The sequence below is a fragment of the Yoonia sp. R2-816 genome, assembly GCF_046762905.1.
Classification (GTDB): Bacteria; Pseudomonadota; Alphaproteobacteria; order Rhodobacterales; family Rhodobacteraceae; genus Yoonia.
On record NZ_JBKQXN010000207.1, the window covers coordinates 108,494 to 127,835 of the forward strand.

A 19,342-nucleotide genomic window follows, 5' to 3' on the forward strand; every position below is an offset into this window, starting at 1 on the left:
CGGTATCACTTTTGTTCCAGACAAGCCGCTTAAGACTGATAGTCTATCGACTTGTGAGAACAACGATTTGACAGGCCCGAGATGCAGGCATTACTTTTCGAGATGACGCCGCGTGCTGGTCACGAGGACGACTACTTTCGGCACGCTGCGATGCTGCGCCCCATTCTCATGGAACATGACGGTTTGCTGTTTATCGAGAGGTTTAAATCTTTGGCTCGCCCAAATGTCATTCTGTCTCATTCACTTTGGCGCGATGAAGCATCAATCGCCCGGTGGAGAACCGACCGCCAACACCACAAATCCCAATCTGCCGGACGGTTCAAACACTTCGCAGACTACCGTATTCGCATCGCGCATGTTCTGCAGCATGTCGCCCAAGGCGAACCGCAGAAGAACTGGCCCAAAGATGGCGCATATAATGACGCGGGTACAACACCTAACCGCTTTCTCACGATTACCCGAACCAATGAGATACCGGACATCGAAAGCATTGAAGTGTTTGAAAGCGTGACCGAGGCGAATTCCTATCTGATGGTCGCTAGCGTTTTCAGCGAGAGTGAGGGGCGATCCATGGTCGAAAAGGCCGATGGTGACGATACGGTCATAAGTGCATTGTCGAGCCGCGTGTCCAGGGATTACGGGATGTTTGAGCGTGCCGAAGCCCCGCAGTATTTTGGGCCGGTCGGGCACCAAGAGTAACGTAGCGATTGACGACCGTTCCGGGAAATGGGCCATTTACGCTGATGTAACTTGGCTCATCCAAAGCGATGCTGCGTCGCATCCTAGGTCGGCTTGCCACCGTTCGCTGCGTTCGCCAAGGGGCTGGGCAAGAATGGCCGCCAGCCAAATTGAAACGGACTCCCATCTGACAACAGGCTACACTCACCGGATCCAGCAACGACCCAACTGGCTTTTGATCTGCCTTAAGATCGGATGGCCCAAGCAGGAGCGAGGACAATTACGGATCTCACCCAACTCATCTACGCATCGCAACCCTTTGGCTATGATAGCGCAATACTTGGCGGAATCTTGATAGATGCGCGCAGATGCAACGCACGTGACGGCATAACAGGCGCACTTGTCTGCCGCCATGATATCTATCTTCAATTACTCGAAGGCCCCAACGAAAAGGTAGACGCTGCCTATGGTCGTATCTGCCGAGACGACAGGCATGCCGGGATCAATAAACTTGTCAGCAGGACGGTAAACAGCCGCATGTTTGGAGACTGGGCGATGCTCCATGACCCAGCGAAGTCCTTGATTTGGACACTAGCCGAGATTTCTGCAGGCATCCTTGAGCGGATCCCTCAGGCTGACGTTATCTGCATGTTCGAAAGTGTTTCTGAGAATGCTGGGCCCGAACACTCCAAATAGTTGGCCTTCAAAAACAAGGGCCGAAAATGAGGTTGTCGCAGCACTTCAGCGCTGCGCGGTTTGGCAACAGGGGACATAAGGCGCGGCGCGGTTGCTCTATTCCTTGACGTAAGGTTTCCCATCAGCCGCAGGTGCGCGTGCCCGCCCCACAAGCCCGGCGACGACGATGATCGTCGCGATATAAGGTGCCATGGCGAGGAACTCTGACGGGATCGGTGTCTGCAACAGCGCCAGTTTTTGCTGCAGCGAGTCAGCAAAGCCGAACACAAGCGCGGCAGCCAGCGCACCCACGGGATGCCAGCGCCCAAAGATCATCGCGGCAAGCCCGATAAAGCCGCGTCCGCCGGTCATGCCTTCGTCAAACCGGCCCACAGAGCCCAGCGTGAACCACGCCCCGCCAAAGCCCGCGACCATCCCGGCAAGCGTTACGTTGATATAGCGGGTCCGATAGACATTGATCCCTAACGTATCCGCCGCGCGCGGGTGTTCCCCGACGGCGCGAGCGCGCAGGCCAAGCCTGGTATGGAAGAGATAGTAGGTGGCAACCGCCACCATGATCAACGCCCCATAGACAAAGATGTTCTGATTGAAAAACATTGGCCCGATTACGGGGATGTCGCCCAAAATGGGAATTTTGACGGATCGGAAGACCGGGGCGTTGTTGAGCGACCGGTATTCTGCAAACACCTGTGAACTGACATAGGACGTGAACCCGAGAACGAAAAGGTTGATCACGACACCGGCGATGATCTGGTCCATCCGATAGGTGACAACCAATGCTGCAAGGATGAAACCGAAGACACCGCCAACAGCGATGGCGGCTGCCAGCCCGCCGAAACCGCCGATCAGTGACCCAACGAGCGCCCCGGTGAACGCGCCGGCAAGCAGCATGCCTTCGATGGCGATATTGACCACTGCCACTCGTTCAGACAGGACGCCCGCCAGCCCACCAAGGGCGATTGGGACGGCGCGCACCATCGTCGCCTGCAACATGCCGGTCAGCGAAAACGCCTTGCCCGCGGTGGCCCAGACGAGAAACGCTGCAACAGCGATGGCCAGACCGATACCAAGTGACAGGGAAGTCCATTTTGTGCCGCTATGCAGGAATTGCCGGACACCCAGAAAGGCAAGGATCGTTGCGGCAACATAGATAAAGGGACCGCCCGGCACGACAAGGTTTGGCACCGGGATTGCGTCTGTTGGCCGGGACAGCCGGAACGTTGCATTGCCGGCTGCGTCAGGGGCAAAAAAGAGTGTAATCAGGATCGCGATGCCCAGCAGAATAAAGCCGGTAATCCTCGCCTGCCGTTGTTTGCCGGTGTCAATCTTTGTGCCTGCGGTTGGGCCAGTAATCACGGTCATGATCCGCCCTCCCTGTCGCGGCGAAAGCCCCAAGGGAAGATCGCCCGCACCAGCAATGGCGCCGCGATGAAGACGATGATCAGCGCCTGGATGATCCCGATAAGGTCGATGGAAACGCCCGCATCGACCTGCATCTGGCGTCCCCCGGCCTCCAGCGCGCCGAAAAGCAGCCCGGCGAACAAAACGCCCACGGGGTGCGACCGGCCCAGCAGGGCGACCGCGATAGCATCAAACCCGAGACCCGCGGAAAATCCCGGCGTGGCCCGGCCCAGAACACCCAGCACCTGATTGGCCCCGGCCAGCCCGGCCAAGGCCCCGGCGGTTGCCATGGCGGCTACGATGATCACGCTGGAATGAATACCGGCAAACCGGGCCGCTTCGGCGTTTTCGCCGCTGGCGCGGAACTCAAAACCCAGCTTGGATCGGAAGAGGAGCCAATAGACAATGGCCACCGCGATCAGTACCAGAAAGATGCCCGCGTGAACCCGCAAATTCGGATCGAGAAAGCTGAGTAGCCGGGGCAGTTCGGCGGCCTCGGGCACCGATTTCGAGATCGGGTCGGCGCGCCCTTCCTTCTGGATCGCGGGCATGCGGAGCATGTAGTCAAGCAGCCGGTAGGAGATCAGGTTGAGCATGATGGTCGAGATCACCTCATGCGCGCCGGTCGTGGCTTTGAGAAAGCCTGCAATCGACGCATACAGCGCCCCTGCCAGTGCCCCGGCCAATAATGACATGGGAAGCAGGATGAGGGTCGGCAGGCCTGCAAAGCTGAAGCCCGTGATGACCGCCGCGATGCCACCCATCACGATCTGCCCCTCGGCCCCGATGTTGAACAACCCGGCCCGAAACCCCAGCGCGAGGCCCAGCCCGGCCAGCACCAGCGGCGCAGCTGCCGTGAGCGTTTCCGATATGGCGTTCAGTGAGCCGACCGACCCTTTCAGAAGCGCCAGGTAGGATAGACCAATCGTGCTCAGATCCACATTCGTCGCGAGCATAGCCACAGCGCCAAGCAAAAGGGCGACGATGATGGCGAACAGTGGAACAACCACCAGATCTTCGATCTCGGTCCGGCCGATCACCTTTGCCTTCATCAGATCGTTCATCGACAGGTCGGTCATGCCGCTGCCCCCGCCATGGCCAACCCGATGGCCCCCTTGTCAACAGTCCCGGCCTCGTATTCGGCCACAACCCGGCCTTTGAACATCACGAGGATACGGTCGGACAGGGCCATGATCTCATCCAGTTCGGATGAGACGATCAGCACGCCGTCACCTTCTTCACGGGCAGCGATCAGGCGCTCGTGGATGTATTCGATGGAGCCAACATCAAGCCCGCGCGTGGGCTGACCTGCGATGACCAGCTTTGTCTGGCGCGATAACTCGCGAGCAACGACCAATTTTTGCTGGTTGCCGCCGGACAGATGCCCCGCCGCCTCGAAAATGGACGGGGTGCGAATGTCGAAATCCTTCACATACCTCGCAGTTGTTTCGTTCACCTTTGGCCAATCGATCTGGGGTCCGCGCGAAAAGCGGTCATCGTAATAGGTGTCCAGCACCATGTTTTCGGCCACGGTGAAATTCTTGATCATTCCGTTGGTCTGCCGGTCCTCGGGGATATGCGCGATACCCAGCCGGTGGCGTGCCCGCGCCGATGTGTGGGTGATATCCTGACCGTCGAACATTACCGTCCCGCTTGCCACCCTGCGCACGCCAGTCAGTGCCTCGATCAGTGCGGATTGCCCGTTGCCCTGCACACCTGCGATGCCAACCACTTCGCCGCTCCGCACGGTCAGGTTCAGCCGGTCGACAGCAATGTCATCATTGTCGCGCAGGATTGTCAGATCGCGGGTTTCCAGCAATGTGGGACCGGGTTCGAAGGGCTGCTTGGTCACTTCGAAACTGACGGGCCTGCCAACCATCATTTCCGCCAGTTCCGGTCGCGTCAGGTCCTTGGGCAGACCGCCCCCGACAATGCGTCCACTGCGGATCACGCTGATCCGGTCAGCGATTTCGAGGATCTCGTTGAGCTTGTGGGTGATAAACACCAGCGCCTTGCCTGCGTCGCGGAGTGACTTCACGATCTCGAAAAACTCATCCACCTCTTGCGGGGTCAAAACGGCTGTTGGCTCATCCAGGATCAGCACATCGGCGGACCGAAACAGCACTTTGATAATTTCGACCCGTTGCTGTGCGCCCACCGGCAGCGTTTCGATCAGTGCGTCAGGGTCCACATGAAGGCCATATTGATCATTGATTTCGCGGACCTGCGCACGGGCCGTATCAAGATCAAGATGATCAAGCCGACCCGTGGGTTCAACGCCCAAAACGACGTTTTCGGTCACAGTGAACACCGGCACCAGCATGAAATGCTGATGCACCATGCCGATCCCTGCGCGGATCGCTTCGCCGGGGCCATCAAATGTCAAGGGCGTCCCGTCGATCAGGATTTCGCCAGCGGTGGGACTGTAAAGGCCGCAAAGCACGTTCATCAGCGTCGATTTGCCTGCCCCGTTTTCACCAAGCAGACCCAGCACCTCACCCGCTTTGATGGTCAGGTTGACGTCTTCATTCGCCGTAACGGGGCCAAAGCGTTTTGTGATGCCACGCAGTTCGATATTCATGGGTCTGTTTCCGCCGCGCGCTTACCGGCCGACCGGGATCGAGCCATCAATGATGCCCATGCGAATGGCATCCAGTTCGGCCTTGAGGTCATCGGGCACCGCGTCTGCAAGGTCATGAAACGGCGCAAGGCCGACACCGCCATTGTCCAGCGAGCCAACAAGCAACCCACCTTCGAATTGATCATTCATGGCCATTTCAATGACCTGCCGCACGGTTGCATCCATGCGTTTGGTAATCGAGGTCAGGTACACATGACCTTTCTCCGGGTCGGTAAGGTAGAGGTCAGCGTCAACGCCGATGATCTTGAGCCGATCCGTGCCCAGCTCATCCGCCAAGGCTGCTGATCCAAGCCCCACGGGCCCGGCAACAGGCAGCACGATATCCGCACCCTCATCATACAGGTTTTGCGCATAGGCACGCCCATCATCCAGTGATTCAAAGTTGTTGGTGAACAGCCCTTCGCGCGTGTCCGGGTCCCAGCCCAGCACAATCACGGATGTGCCCTTTTGCGCATTGTGGTAGTCGACGCCCCACGAAAACCCGTCCATGAAGATGGTCACCGGCGGAATGTTGATCCCACCAAAGACCCCCAGAACTTCAGTCTGCGTCATTCCTGCCGCGAGGTATCCGGCCAGAAACGCCGCCTCATCTGTGGAGTAAACCTGACCAAGAACATTGGCGATAGGCGGATCGTAAGCGAAGTCCACAATCGAGAACTTCTGGTCGGGGTTCGCTTCGGCGGCCGTCTTGGTCGCATCCCCCAGCAGGAACCCGACCGTGATGATAACGTCGCAATCGCCTTCGATCAGAGAGTTGATATTGGCTTCGTAATCCGTCTCTGCCTGCGATTCCAGAAACCGGGCTTCGATACCGAAATCCGTCACTGCATCTTGCACGCCTTTCCACGCGGTCTGATTGAAACTGTTGTCGTCGATACCGCCTGTGTCCGTAACTTGACAGGCTGTGAACGCTGTTGCGCTACCGGTCAACGCCATCACGACAGCGGCGGTCGCGCAAAAATATCTTGGTGAAAACAACTGGCTAAACATGACTTCCCCCCAAAGAGCCTTAGATCACCGCCCAGCCTAGTGAATTGGAAGACGGGGCGGTTGAGGGAAATCAATCCTGGCTTCGATGCGCCTTGGCGGTCGCGTCTGTCTCCAGGATTTCATCGCAAATATCACACCTCAGTATTCGCCGGTGTATCGCCTAAGACGCCGACCGCAACGCGGATTGATATCGGTCAGTTCTACCATTGCTTTGCACCTTAATATGGCGCCCGACGCAGATTGTTGGGGAGGGCGGTCGATGGCCTACGACCAGATCAGGAAAAGTCCCGGGACCGGACCAGCATCCAACATGGCGGATTATGATCTAACCCGGGCGACGTTCAGTTGGGCCGAAGCGCATAAATCGATTGACGGGCTGCCCAATGGCAAGCTGAACATCGCGCATGAGGCGATTGATCGGCATGTGGCCGCGGGTCATGGCAGCCAGATCGCGCTACGCTGGGTCGCCAAATCCGGCGTGCGCACTGATTTCACTTATCAGGACCTGCAGGAGCGCACCAATCGCTTTGCCAATGTGCTGCGCGCGCGCGGGATCAATCGGGGCGACAAAGTCTATTCCCTTCTGGGTCGTGTGCCAGAGCTTTACATCGCCGCCTTGGGTACACTCAAAGCCGGGGCCGTTTTCTGCCCGCTCTTTTCCGCTTTCGGGCCTGAACCGATTCATTCGCGGATGGAGATCGGTGGTGCGAACGCTGTCATCACCTCGTCACGGCTCTATAAACGCAAACTCAAAGGGATACGTGACAGCTTGCCAGAGTTGCGCGAGGTCTTCCTGATCGACGCCAATCAAGAAGGGACGACCCACCTTGCCCCCCTGATGGATGCCGCATCCGCCAGCTTCGATACCGAACCAATGGGCCCCGAAGAAACCGCGCTGCTGCATTTCACGTCCGGAACCACCGGCAAACCCAAAGGCGTTGTGCATGTGCACGAGGCCGTTGTCGCCCATCACACCACAGGCCGCTTCGCGCTCGATTTGCGGCCCGGAGATGTCTACTGGTGCACGGCTGATCCAGGCTGGGTCACCGGCACCTCCTACGGGATCATCGCGCCACTGACCAACCGGGTGACGATGATCGTGGATGAAGCCGAATTCGACGTGAACCGCTGGTACGATATGCTGGAACGCGAGGCGGTTAATGTATGGTACACGGCCCCGACCGCGATCAGGATGCTGATGAAAGCGGGCAAGGAAGCCGCCCGGTCGCGGGAATTCAAGGCGCTGCGTTTCATGGCCAGCGTCGGCGAACCGCTAAACCCCGAAGCAGTCGTCTGGGGCAACGAAACCTTCGGTATGCCCTTCCATGACAATTGGTGGCAAACCGAAACCGGCGGCATCATGATCGCCAACTATGCCTGCATGGATGTCAAGCCCGGCTCCATGGGTAAACCGATGCCAGGGATCGACGCCGGGATTGTCGAAGTTACCGAAGACGGGGCGAAGGAACTAACCGAACCGCTTGCCATGGGCGAACTGGCCCTGCGGCCCGGCTGGCCCTCCATGATGCGCGGCTATCTGCATGAACAGGCGCGCTATGACAAATGCTTTGTGGACGGCTGGTATCTGAGTGGCGATCTGGCGATGCGCGATAGCGACGGGTATTTCTGGTTCGTCGGGCGCGGGAATGACCTGATCAAAAGCGCGGGCCACCTGATCGGCCCGTTCGAGGTGGAAAGCGCGCTGATGGAACATGCCGCAGTCGCCGAAGTTGGGGTGATCGGTGTGCCGGATGAAACGGCTGGCGAAATCGTGAAGGCTTATGTCGCCCTGAAGCCCGGCAACGCACCATCCGACGACCTGATGCTGGAACTGATGGGCCACGCCCGTAAACGCCTTGGCCCCGCGGTTGCACCCAAGGAAATCGTGTTCCGCGAAAACCTGCCCAAGACCCGCAGCGGAAAGATCATGCGGCGCCTTTTGAAGGCGCGCGAACTCGGCCTGCCGGAAGGCGATATCTCGACATTGGAGAGTGATGAAAAATGACCGTAACGGAACTCAAACCCCATCTCGACCAATCCCATGTCCGCGATCTGCTGAAATCGATGATCCGCATCCGCCGGTTCGAGGATAAATGCGCCGAACTATATACCCAACAGAAAATCCGGGGTTTCCTGCACCTCTATGACGGGGAAGAGGCGATCGCGTCCGGCATCATCCCGCTGCTGGAAGATAAGGACCGCGTTGTCGCGACCTACCGCGAACACGGGCATGCCTTGGCGCGGGGTGTCCCGATGGGGTCGATACTGGCCGAAATGTACGGCAAAGCTGAGGGCTGCGCGGGCGGGCGCGGCGGCTCCATGCATCTGTTCAGTCGCGACCACAATTTCTATGGCGGGAACGCTATTGTCGGAGGCGGTTTACCGATGGCCGTTGGTCTGGGTTTGGCTGACCACATGGAAAAGACCGGTGGTGTTACAGCTTGTTTCTTTGGTGAAGGGGCCGTCGCCGAGGGCGAATTTCACGAAAGCCTGAACCTTGCGGCCCTGTGGAACCTGCCGGTGCTCTTTGTCTGCGAAAACAACGGCTACGCGATGGGGTCGGCCCTTGCGCTCACGGAATCCGAGACCGAGATCAGCGTCAAGGCCCGCAGTTACGAGATCGAGGCTGAAACCGTCGACGGCATGGATATCGTCGCGGTCGAGGCCGCGGCGCGGCGCGCCCTGAAATACATCGGTGACACCGGGAAACCCTATTTCCTGGAATGCAAAACCTACCGCTTCCGCGCCCATTCCATGTTCGATGCACAGCTTTATCGGCCCAAGGACGAGGTGGAGCAATGGCGTGCTAAGGGTCCAATCGTAAGGTTCCAGAAATGGCTGGAAGATACCGGGCTGATCCATCCGGAACAGGTCGCTGAAATCATGGTGGAAGTAGACGCTGAAATCGCCGACGCTGTGGCCTTTGCCGAGGCAGGCACGGATGAACCCATTGAAAGCCTGACCAAGCACGTCGTTTCCGGTCAACGTCCGTCCCCACCGCAACCCGTCGCACCCGGCAACATGATCACGACCACCTATCGCGAGGCCATCAAGGGCGGGATTGTCGATGCGATGACCCGCGATGACGGTGTATTCCTGATGGGCGAAGATGTGGGCCATTACGGCGGCTGCTACGCGGTCAGCAAGGGGCTGCTGGACCAATTCGGTGCCGATCGTATCCGCGACACGCCGTTGTCGGAATCCGGGTTCACCGGCGCGGGGATCGGCGCGGCCATTGCGGGGATGCGCCCGATTGTCGAATTGATGACGGTCAATTTTTCGCTTCTTGCGCTTGACCAAATCCTCAACACAGCCGCCACGCTGCGGCACATGTCGAACAACCAATTCGGGGTGCCGGTTGTGATCCGCATGGCCACCGGTGCAGGCAAACAGCTTGCCGCCCAGCATTCGCACAGTCTGGAAGGCTGGTATGCTCACATCCCAGGCCTGCGAATCCTGACACCCGCGACGATGGAAGACGCGCGCGGCATGCTCTGGACCGCACTGCAGGATCCGGACCCGGTGCTGATCTTTGAAAACGTCATGCTTTACAACCGCGAAGGGGAACTGGCCGAAAATGCAGGGCCAGTTGACATCGACAAGGCCGCCGTGCGGCAGACCGGCGATGACATCACCCTCATTACCTATGGCGGGTCGCTGTTCAAAACACTGGATGCAGCCAAGGCGCTCGCTGGTGACGGTATCTCGGCGGAGGTCATCGATCTGCGCAGCCTCCGCCCGCTCGACATGACGACAATCATCGCGTCGGTCACCAAGACCCACCGCGCCCTGATCGTCGACGAAGGCTGGAAAACCGGCAGTCTGGCTGCGGAAATCGGGATGCGGCTGGCAGAAGATGCATTCTTCGAACTCGACGCCCCGCTGGCGCGCGTCTGTAGTGAAGAGGTCCCCATCCCTTACCCGCAACACCTTGAACAGGCGGCCATTCCGCAGACGGACAAAATCGTCACTGCGGCGAAACAACTGATGGCGGCCCAACCATGAGCCAGTTCCTGATGCCCTCACTCGGCGCCGATATGGAGGCCGGGACACTCGTCGAACAGCTGGTTCATCCCGGCGACCCGGTGAAACGCGGTGATATCATCGCAGCTGTCGAAACCCAGAAAGGTGCCATCGAAATCGAGGTTTTCGAGGATGGTATATTGCAGGAATGGCTGGTTGACCTTGGCACAAAGGTCCCCGTCGGCGCGCCGCTGGCCGTGGTCCAGACAGAGGGCGAGGCACAGACGAAAGCGGAGCCAGTGCCCAAGGTCGTCGTCCCGAAAGAGGACATGATGGTCGTGGACTACGAGACACCAACCCAGCCCAAACCGCACGCCGCCCCACGGTCAGGCGACCGCCCCCGCATCACACCCGCCGCCCGCAGACGTGCCGCGCAGCAAGGTATCGAGCTTTCCAGTTTGCCATCAAAAGGTACGATATCGCTGGCAGATGTCGTGGCGATGGGAACCAAACCCAAACCCGCTCCGATGTCGGATATGCGCACCGCCATCGCCGCAGCAATGTCACGGTCCAAGCGTGAAATCCCGCATTACTACCTGTCCCATATGGTCGACCTGACGACGGCGGACGACTTCGTTACCAAGACCAACGCGGACCGCGCGCCAGAGGACCGGCTGCTATTGGGCGCAGTATATGCCAAGGCCATTGCCAAGGCGCTGAAGAAATACGGCGAATTCAACGGGCACTTCACCGATGATGCTTTCCACCAAAGCGATGCGGTGCATTTGGGCCTCGCCATCAACATCCGTAGCGGTGGACTGGTTGCACCGGCCCTGTTCGATACAGACAACAGATCCCTTGATGATTTGATGCAAGCAATGCGCGATCTGGTCGAACGGGTCCGGGCGGGGCGCTTTCGGGCGCGTGAACTGTCCGATGCAACCATCACCCTGACCAGCCTTGGGGACCGCGGGGTCGATCAGCTATACGGCGTGATCTATCCACCGCAGGTCGCCATCGTTGGGCTCGGTACGCCGCGGCTGCTACCGGCAATCCATGAAGGCGAAGTTACCGCTCGGCTCACCGCGACTTTGACACTCGCCGCCGACCACCGTGTCAGTGACGGGCATCGCGGCGCGCTGTTTCTCAAAGCCATCGACAAATACCTGCAAAGGCCGGACACGCTATGACCAGACAAGAGATCGAAACCGCCATCAGCAAGGAACTGAACCGGATCGCCCCGGAAATTGACATGGATGACATCGATCGCGGCGAGGATCTGCGCGAAGAATTTGATATCGACTCGATGGATTTTCTCAATTTGGTCACAGCTCTCGGTAAAATATTCCGCGTCGAAATACCGGAGGCGGATTACGGTCAAATAGGCAGTTTCAACGCGCTGGCCGACTACATGGCTGGCAAAGTAGCTACATAGGCCTCATCGCCAAATCTGATCTATCGGCTACCCGATTCCGGCCCCACCGGCCTGTCTTACTGGCTGGTCGAGCCAATCGATCAGATGCGCCCTCGCGAAGTGGAAACGTTTCGGAAATAGTTTCTCAGTGAGGTCGCCAGCTAGTGTGTCGACACGCTGAACACTAAATGTCACGAGACGTGCAGCGAAGCGGAAGCAGACGTTCATCTGCTTCTGTCGAAAGGCCGGTTTGTCCGCGGACCGTGAATTCCGCCAGACCTAGACCTCGCACCAGCAGCGAATGGCGGTTTTGACGAACCGCACCGCGGCAACGGTTGCGCTAGCTGAATGGCAGGAATGGGCCCTATCCAAACTTTGCAAAGTTCGCTTCCTGCGCAAAGCCGCGATTGGGGCATGGCGCAGCATTTGGCAAAGAGGGCGCTGAGTGGTTATCCGCTACAGGACGGACCAAGGTGAGCTGCAGCGACATTCGGTAGATTGAATTTTGATGAGTTTTGACCCTAAACTATGTGAAAATGCATTGCCAAAGCTCATGATTTCTAGCGTGAGGTGGTATGAATCTTTAGGGCTATAAAAATACTATTAATAAGCGATGTCCTACAAGGATAGGCAGGTGGATTGTCTCTCCACCAATCAGATTAAGCCACTGATTTGTATGGTGTTGATACGATATGCTGGAACCAAATACATGGTGTATCGCGGACCTCTCGAAACAGGACAGGATCGCCTCGAACTAGCAAGAACCGAAAATGCGGCATCTGAAGAAGCCACAGGGGAAGGATCACGCCGTTCATATGGTTACATCCGAAGAACTGGTTGGCGCAAAAAAACCATGAACCGGAAAACCCTTTGGACACGAGATCAAGTTGGAGTTGAGGAGCGCCTGAACTACTACCGAAAAGAGGATTTCGAACCCAAAAACTACTTTGTACTTTATAGCCTTTGCAGGTTTCGGTGCATAAAAAGAAGCAATGGCGGACAGACAGGGATTCGAACCCTGGAGACGGTCTCCCGCCTACACACTTTCCAGGCGTGCGCCTTCGACCACTCGGCCACCTGTCCGTGGCGTGCGGTTTAGCCTCAACCGCCACCCTTTTGCAAGACCCCCGCACATATGTTTGTGACCGGCGTTTACTCTGTGGCAAACCACGCCCTATAACCGAGGGATGACAGGAAACGAGTAAGCCCAGATGTTGCACGATCCACCCAAGACCAGCCCGACGGACAAGCGGTATGACGCAACCCGCCTGCAGACAGGTGCGCTGGTGATCATTGCATTTGCGGTTGTGCTGTTCCTGCTGGTGCAGGCCCGGTTCATCCTGATTTCGCTGGCTACCGCAATCATCCTCTTCAGCCTGACCAGCGATGTGATCAATTCCATCGCGAGGTTGCGGATCGGGCCATTCCGGATCCCGAACGTACTGGCCAGTATCGCGGCCATGGTGCTGATCGCCACAGCCCTGATTTCGCTGACGTCGATCCTCCTGGCGCAGGTCAACACCGTGCTGGTCACCACCTTGTCCTATACCGAACGCGCCCCATCTGCGGTGGCGTCCTTGTTCAGCTGGCTGGGCGAAGACAGCCAGTTGGCGATCCAGAATGCCCTGCGATCCATAGATATTTCAAGCTATCTGCGTACTGCCGCCAGTCAGGCCAGCGGTATGACGCAGGCGACGGTTCTGGTCATCCTCTTTGTCGGCTTCCTGTTCGCGGAACGCATCTGGTTCCAGACCAAACTGCACAATTTCGTTGGGGATCAGGCGCAGGCCGAACGGGTCGGCAAGATCATCCAGTCGATTATCCATCGGGTGAACTACTACCTGCTGGTCAAGACCGTCATCAGCGCCATCACCGGCGCCATGATCTATGTGCTGGCGAGCGCTTTCGGGCTGGAACTGGCTGTGTCCATCGGGATCATCACCTTTGTTCTGAATTTCATCCCGAATATCGGGTCGATTGTGGCGACAGCGCTGATCGCACTGATTGCCCATGTCCAGCTGGGCGATCCGACCATCACGCTTGCCATTTTTGCCAGCGCCGGGGTGATCCAATTCGTAAATGGCAGTATTATCGACCCCATGCTGATGGGGCGTGCCCTGCGCCTGTCATCCTTCGGGATTATCCTGTCGCTTGCGTTCTGGGGGGCGGTCTGGGGTATCCCGGGTATGTTCCTATCGGTTCCTATCATGGTGATGCTTCTGGTTGTGTGCAGCCATGTCCCAGACCTGCGCCCCTTTGCTATTCTGCTATCCCGCGAAGGCTTGCCCGAATCCGAAAAGATGCTCGATCAGCCAATTGAACGGGATTTGTTTGGTCAGGATGTCCGGCCAGACTAGCGCCTGCGACCGATCAGAAACCCGATGGCCAGTACAAGTTCCAGTGCCGCTGCGGCGACGATCATCGGTTGTGCGGTGCCGACCGAAAACTCATAAATGCCCGTGGCGGCAATGCCCGCCCACATGGCAGCCATACCATAGCAGATCGCATCCCGCGCAGCACCGGCCCCGGTCCCCCGCCCCATCCAGAGCAACACAGCCAGCCCCAGAAACATGGGCGAGGCACGACGACCCAGAAAATCAGCCCCGGCATCCGCCGCAACGCCATAAGACTGCACATAAAACCCGCTGTTCAGCAGCAATAGCGGGAAAAGCGCGAGACTCAGAATTGCCGAAACGATGCTGACGATGCGAAACACGCTCAGTTCTCCCGATCAGCCGCAGGCGGTTTGCCGGCAACCGGCTGGCGGGCGTAATAAGTCACGTCTTCGGTGAAATACTGATAGCTGTCCGCGTTATCGACAGCGCGGCGCGGGTTCCGCTCCGCCATTTCGGCGCATTCGCTGCGGGAATAGCAATAATCCTCGGTCCCGGCGATCCGGTTGAAATGGGTCAGCTCATGCACCAGCGTACCTTCACGGGTCCCGTTATCACTGCGCCGTGTTCCCGGCTCCAGGGCGGTCAGCGGGGGCAGGTTGAAAAACGGCGGGCACAGATACATCCGGTAGGGCTGACCCGCATACACCCAGGCATAGGTGCCCGCATCGCAGCCTTCGACACCAACCGCATCGCATTGGGCGGTCACACCCCCGCCCCGTATGGCCGAAACCACCGATTTCAGCGTCGCGCGCACAGCTTCCGCGTTGCCTTGGGAAAAAGTCCCGAACCAGCGTTCATATTCAGGAGTGTCGCCCACCGTACTGGCCGCCTTCAGCGTCAGATCCTTGGCGTTGCGCATGGCATCGTTGATGATGCGCACCTCGTCCTTGTCGCAACCCAGGTAGTTTTCAGCCCACACCGCCGGAGCACCGCACGTCAGCATAAAGCCAAGGATGATCGCGAACTTCATACCGCTACTCCAGATGCAGATAGACGCGCCTGTTCTGGCGGCCCTTCTTTTCGATCTTGCCCAATCGCACCTTACCGATCTCTTCGGTATTGGCGACATGGGTGCCGCCGCAAGGTTGCAGATCGGCGGTCTCAGGTCCGACCCCGATACGGATCAGGCGGATTTTGCCAGTGCCGCGCGGCGGTTGGACGGACATCGTCTTGACCAGATCCGGCTGGGCGTCCAGTTCCGCATCGCTGATCCACTCGGCGGTCACATGCATGTTGCAGGCGATCAGGCGGTTCAGATCGTCCTCCAGTGCGGCCTTATCCTCCGGCGCGTCCGGCATATCGAAATCCAGACGGCCCTTTTCGGCAGTGATGGCCCCGCCCGACACGGGCAAGGGGATGACAACTGACAACAGATGCAGCGCGGTGTGCACGCGCATATGCCGGTATCTGCGATCCCAATTCAGCTTTTGTGTGACCACCTGTCCAACATCGGGCATCGGCGCAGGTTCAGCAGGCAGCAGCAGCACGTCATCCCCCTGCCCCTTCACGGTCGTCGCGATCTCCATTCTGCGGCCCTGCCAGGACAACGTGCCGCTATCGCCTGGCTGACCGCCTGAAGTGGGATAGAAAACAGTCTGGTCCAGCACGATCCCCCCTTCCGATGTGATCGCTGTGACCGTCGCCGGTGCCTCGCGCAGATAGGCATCATCACGAAACAAAAGCGTACTCATTCCTTCTCTCCCCTCAGCGCTTCGGGATTGCGCAACCAGATGTCGCGCTGCGCAAACGGTATCTCGATCCCGGCTTCGGCGAACTTCTTGGCGATTTCATGGTTCATTTCAGACCTTGTGACGATGACATAGTTCACATCACGCAGGATCGCGCGGATCTCGAAATCCAGTGAATCCGCACCAAAGCCCACGAACAGGACCGACGGGGGTGGCGTCATGACGACCATGGGATGCGCCTCGGCAATCCCCCTCAGGATTTCGGTTACCTTATCCACGTCCGACCCATACGCGACGCCAACCGGCACAATCACCCGACCAACCAGATTGCCGCGGGTCCAGTTGGTCACCTGCCCGCTCACCAGATCGGCGTTCGGTACAATGACATCCGTGCGGTCAAAGGTCTCGATCCGGGTCGAACGCACCGAAATCGACCGGACATAGCCCATCTGCCCGCCAACCTCGATCCAGTCGCCTTCGCTGACCGGGCGTTCGATCAGCAGGATGATCCCCGACACGAAATTCGACACGATGTTCTGCAGGCCAAAGCCGATGCCAACCGACAGCGCACCGGCAACAATCGCCAGATTGGACAGATCAATGCCCGCACTTGTGATCGCGATGATGGCGGCAAGGATGATCCCCACATAACCAAAGCCTGCCACGATGGCATTCTGCCCGCCCAGATCAAGCCGGGTGCGCGGCAGGACGGATCGGCGTAATGTGCCCTGAATGAAACGGGTCAACAGGTAACCGACCGCAAAAACCAGTGCGAAGGTCAGGAAATCGGTGGGTGAAATCCGGCTTTCGCCGATGGCAAACCCTTCCCGGAAACGGGTCCAGATTTCCAGCAGATCATCGGTGCGCGCGCCCCAGATCAGCGCAAAAATCGGCAGACTGGCAAGATAAAGCGCAAAACTGATCACGACGGGTATCAGCGACCCACGTGTCGTCTCGGCCCCATCCTTGGCGCGGGTGTTGCTCAGATCATTGACGATCCTCTGCAGGATCAGGATGACACCAATCAGCGCGAGCGAGACCAGCCAAGGCACCATCAGCGCCCGACCAGCGTTGTCATAACCCACTGCCGCAATCACCGGCGCAACAATGGCCACCACGGTACAAACCTTGCCCACGATACTGCGCATGCGGCCTTGCGATACGGTCTCGCCCTCGATCGGTTCCGGCAGGCGTTTGATCTTGCGGCCAAGACGCCACAACAAAACGCCCAGCAGGACCAGAATGGGCCAGACCATCGCAGCGCGTGTTGCCTCGGCCGTATCAATGGTCTGCAATGCCGCCTCAAACAGCAAGGCAACCGCCAGAACCCAGGCAATCGCGATACCATAACGGCGACCGCCAGCACGGGTCGCGGCATCCTGACCCAGAAAACCGGGTTTTTGGCCCACCGGAAAGATGTGGCGGCTCAGCCACCAGGCAAAAACCACCAGAAAACCCGCAACCGGCAGCGCATCAACAACATGTCCGCTGCGCAGGCCAAACACGTTCAACGTCTCCAGCCCGGCGGTCATGGCGATCAGGCCCAGGACAGGCACAATGATCTGCCCAAGGGATAAGACGAACAGCCATAGCGGCAACAGGCGCCCCTCGCCTTGGGCCGCGCGCATACGCCAATTCGTCACCCAGCGGCGGGCAAACACCAGCAATATGATGGCCAGCGCCAGAAAGAACCCCGCGCGGGGAAAGTTGGCTGCCAGTCGTCCATCACCCGTTTGCTGATGAAAACCTGCAACGACCTCGGAACTGGTCACCCGAACCACATCCCACAAGGCCAGACCAGCCGCCGCCAAGTGGGTCGGGTTCAGCGGTGACGGGCCGCGCTTGGTCAGTTCAGATGTTTCGCGCAGCAGGATCTGGGCATCGAATTCCCCAATCAGGCCATTCGCCCTTGCATGAGCTTCTTCGGCCAGAATACGCGGCGCGGTCAGATCATCCAACTGGGATTGCAGCGCAGCACGCCGGTCCGCGATGGCAGGCGGCTCTTCGCCACTTTCGGGCGCGGGGCCAAGTGCGGCAATCTGCGCTTCCACCGTGGCAATCCGGCCCGCATTAATCGTTGTGCGCGACAGGAATTCATCGCGCCATGACACCAGTTCAGCCCGCAAGCGATTGATTGCAAACCGTGATGCATCGCCACGACGCGCCAGATCCTCGGCACGTGAGGCCAGTCTTTCCCAAGCAGGTTCATCCGATGGCAGATCGCTGGTCCCGATTTCAGGGGCCTGCTCCTCTGCTTGCGCAGCTTCGGTGGTTGGTGCCGCTTCCTCGGCCTCAGGCTCTGTCTGCTCAGCAGGCGCTGGCCCAGCCGTATCCGCCTGCTGCGCATGGACAGCCAGCGGCCAGAGCAGCAATGCAATTGCAAGGAAAAGAGGGCGGATCATGCCTCTTCGAACACCGACGGCACATCAATCCGGGCTTCGAGCCACTCAGGAACCGGCAATCCTTTTTCGCGCATGAAGTCAGGGTTATAAAGCTTGGACTGATACCGCGTACCATAGTCGCAAAGGATCGTTACAATCGTATGTCCGGGCCCCATCTCGCGCGCCATGCGTATCGCTCCGGCGATATTCACGCCGGTTGACCCGCCCATGCATAGCCCTTCGTTTTGCAACAAATCAAATACAATAGGAACGGCCTCTTGATCACTGATATTAAAACATAAATCAGGCTTAAGCCCTTCCAGATTCTTGGTGATACGGGCCTGCCCAATCCCTTCCGAAATCGAACTTCCCTCCATCTTCAACTCGCCCGTGGTGTAGTAGGAATACAGCGCCGCGCCATCGGGGTCGGCAAGGCCCATCTTGACGCCCTTGTCCTGCAGCGCCATCGCCACACCAGTCAGCGTGCCACCTGACCCGCAGGCACAGATGAAACCATCCACCTTGCCGTTTGTCTGCTCCCAGATCTCGGGACCGGTGGTTTCGATATGGGCTTGCCGGTTGGCGACATTGTCAAACTGATTGGCCCATATGGCACCGTTCGGCTCCGTCTTGTTCAATTCATTGGCCAAACGCTCGGAATAGCGGACGAAGTTGTTGGGATTGCGGTAGGGTGCTGCAGGCACCTCGACCAGTTTTGCGCCCGCCAGTCGCAACATATCCTTCTTCTCCTGGCTCTGCGTTTCCGGGATCACGATCACCGTCTTGAACCCCATCGACGCACCTACCAGCGCAAGGCCAATGCCCGTGTTCCCGGCCGTGCCTTCAACAATCGTGCCGCCCGGGCGCAGCGTGCCCTTGGCGATGGCATCGCGGATCATGAAAAGTGCGGCCCGGTCCTTGACCGATTGCCCGGGGTTCAGGAACTCGGCTTTTCCCAAAATGGTGCAGCCCGTCGCCTCGGACGCGGCACGCAGTTTGATCAGGGGGGTATTGCCGACAGCATCGGCAAGATCGGTTCGGATTGTCATCGGCTGGGCCTTTCATTGCGCCTGATATGTGTAGGACCCTGTCCG

At 58.6% G+C, this 19,342-nt stretch carries 16 protein-coding genes and 1 tRNA gene; 7 read left to right on the forward strand and 10 right to left on the reverse strand.

Translation table 11 applies throughout. The features are described from left to right. The first annotated feature begins 81 nt into the window (after positions 1–81). Together ACFWW2_RS12850 and ACFWW2_RS12855 are read left to right on the forward strand one after the other, a co-directional pair. Positions 82–699, forward strand: coding sequence for an antibiotic biosynthesis monooxygenase family protein (locus ACFWW2_RS12850; RefSeq protein WP_393928476.1), 618 nt, complete (start codon positions 82–84; stop codon positions 697–699). Positions 700–933: 234 nt separating this feature from the next. Next, positions 934–1,374, forward strand: a complete 441-nt coding sequence (locus ACFWW2_RS12855) for a BLUF domain-containing protein (protein ID WP_393928477.1) — start codon at positions 934–936, stop codon at positions 1,372–1,374. 96 nt (positions 1,375–1,470) lie between these two features. On the opposite strand, the gene ACFWW2_RS12860 is transcribed toward ACFWW2_RS12855, so the two are convergent. Genes ACFWW2_RS12860 through ACFWW2_RS12875 form a run of 4 tightly spaced genes read right to left on the reverse strand, consistent with a single transcriptional unit; the run spans position 1,471 to position 6,352 of the window. Continuing rightward, positions 1,471–2,736, reverse strand: a complete 1,266-nt coding sequence (locus tag ACFWW2_RS12860) for an ABC transporter permease (RefSeq protein ID WP_393928478.1) — start codon at positions 2,734–2,736, stop codon at positions 1,471–1,473. Further along, complete coding sequence (locus ACFWW2_RS12865) at positions 2,733–3,854, reverse strand: ABC transporter permease (RefSeq protein ID WP_393928479.1); 1,122 nt, start codon at positions 3,852–3,854, stop codon at positions 2,733–2,735. The genes ACFWW2_RS12860 and ACFWW2_RS12865 overlap by 4 nt, the downstream gene beginning before the upstream one ends. Beyond that, positions 3,851–5,356 carry an ABC transporter ATP-binding protein gene (locus ACFWW2_RS12870; protein WP_393928480.1) on the reverse strand — a complete coding sequence of 502 codons (1,506 nt, stop codon included), beginning with the start codon at positions 5,354–5,356 and terminating at the stop codon, positions 3,851–3,853. Before ACFWW2_RS12870 ends, ACFWW2_RS12865 begins: the two co-directional genes overlap by 4 nt. A 21-nt stretch (positions 5,357–5,377) precedes the next feature. Continuing rightward, positions 5,378–6,352: a BMP family protein gene (locus ACFWW2_RS12875; protein ID WP_393928481.1), complete on the reverse strand. Its 975-nt coding sequence runs from the start codon at positions 6,350–6,352 to the stop codon at positions 5,378–5,380. 313 nt (positions 6,353–6,665) lie between these two features. Between ACFWW2_RS12875 and acsA the strand changes: the two genes are divergently transcribed. The 4 genes from acsA to ACFWW2_RS12895 are packed head-to-tail and all read left to right on the forward strand — an operon-like array spanning position 6,666 to position 11,804. After that, the gene (gene acsA, locus ACFWW2_RS12880; RefSeq protein ID WP_393928482.1) at positions 6,666–8,411 is read left to right on the forward strand and encodes an acetate--CoA ligase; all 1,746 of its coding nucleotides are present in this window, start codon (positions 6,666–6,668) and stop codon (positions 8,409–8,411) included. Continuing rightward, complete coding sequence (pdhA, locus tag ACFWW2_RS12885; RefSeq protein WP_393928483.1) at positions 8,408–10,411, forward strand: pyruvate dehydrogenase (acetyl-transferring) E1 component subunit alpha; 2,004 nt, start codon at positions 8,408–8,410, stop codon at positions 10,409–10,411. Before acsA ends, pdhA begins: the two co-directional genes overlap by 4 nt. After that, entirely contained in the window at positions 10,408–11,559 is a 1,152-nt protein-coding gene (locus ACFWW2_RS12890; protein WP_393928484.1) for a dihydrolipoamide acetyltransferase family protein, read from the forward strand. The genes pdhA and ACFWW2_RS12890 overlap by 4 nt, the downstream gene beginning before the upstream one ends. Then, the gene (locus tag ACFWW2_RS12895; protein ID WP_393928485.1) at positions 11,556–11,804 is read left to right on the forward strand and encodes an acyl carrier protein; all 249 of its coding nucleotides are present in this window, start codon (positions 11,556–11,558) and stop codon (positions 11,802–11,804) included. The genes ACFWW2_RS12890 and ACFWW2_RS12895 overlap by 4 nt, the downstream gene beginning before the upstream one ends. A 972-nt stretch (positions 11,805–12,776) precedes the next feature. Here the strand turns inward: ACFWW2_RS12895 and ACFWW2_RS12900 are convergent. After that, a tRNA-Ser gene (locus ACFWW2_RS12900) sits at positions 12,777–12,866 on the reverse strand. 128 nt (positions 12,867–12,994) lie between these two features. Between ACFWW2_RS12900 and ACFWW2_RS12905 the strand changes: the two genes are divergently transcribed. Next, positions 12,995–14,140, forward strand: coding sequence for an AI-2E family transporter (locus ACFWW2_RS12905; protein ID WP_393928486.1), 1,146 nt, complete (start codon positions 12,995–12,997; stop codon positions 14,138–14,140). Here the strand turns inward: ACFWW2_RS12905 and ACFWW2_RS12910 are convergent. Genes ACFWW2_RS12910 through ACFWW2_RS12930 form a run of 5 tightly spaced genes read right to left on the reverse strand, consistent with a single transcriptional unit; the run spans position 14,137 to position 19,297 of the window. Next, positions 14,137–14,499, reverse strand: coding sequence for a hypothetical protein (locus ACFWW2_RS12910; RefSeq protein ID WP_393928487.1), 363 nt, complete (start codon positions 14,497–14,499; stop codon positions 14,137–14,139). The genes ACFWW2_RS12905 and ACFWW2_RS12910 overlap by 4 nt on opposite strands. 2 nt (positions 14,500–14,501) lie before the next feature. Beyond that, positions 14,502–15,149: a M35 family metallo-endopeptidase gene (locus ACFWW2_RS12915; RefSeq protein ID WP_393928488.1), complete on the reverse strand. Its 648-nt coding sequence runs from the start codon at positions 15,147–15,149 to the stop codon at positions 14,502–14,504. Positions 15,150–15,153: 4 nt separating this feature from the next. Then, positions 15,154–15,870 carry an alanyl-tRNA editing protein gene (locus tag ACFWW2_RS12920; protein WP_393928489.1) on the reverse strand — a complete coding sequence of 239 codons (717 nt, stop codon included), beginning with the start codon at positions 15,868–15,870 and terminating at the stop codon, positions 15,154–15,156. Beyond that, entirely contained in the window at positions 15,867–18,269 is a 2,403-nt protein-coding gene (locus ACFWW2_RS12925) for a DUF3772 domain-containing protein (protein ID WP_393928490.1), read from the reverse strand. Before ACFWW2_RS12925 ends, ACFWW2_RS12920 begins: the two co-directional genes overlap by 4 nt. After that, complete coding sequence (locus tag ACFWW2_RS12930) at positions 18,266–19,297, reverse strand: cysteine synthase A (RefSeq protein ID WP_393928491.1); 1,032 nt, start codon at positions 19,295–19,297, stop codon at positions 18,266–18,268. The genes ACFWW2_RS12925 and ACFWW2_RS12930 overlap by 4 nt, the downstream gene beginning before the upstream one ends. Between the last annotated feature and the right edge of the window lie 45 nt (positions 19,298–19,342).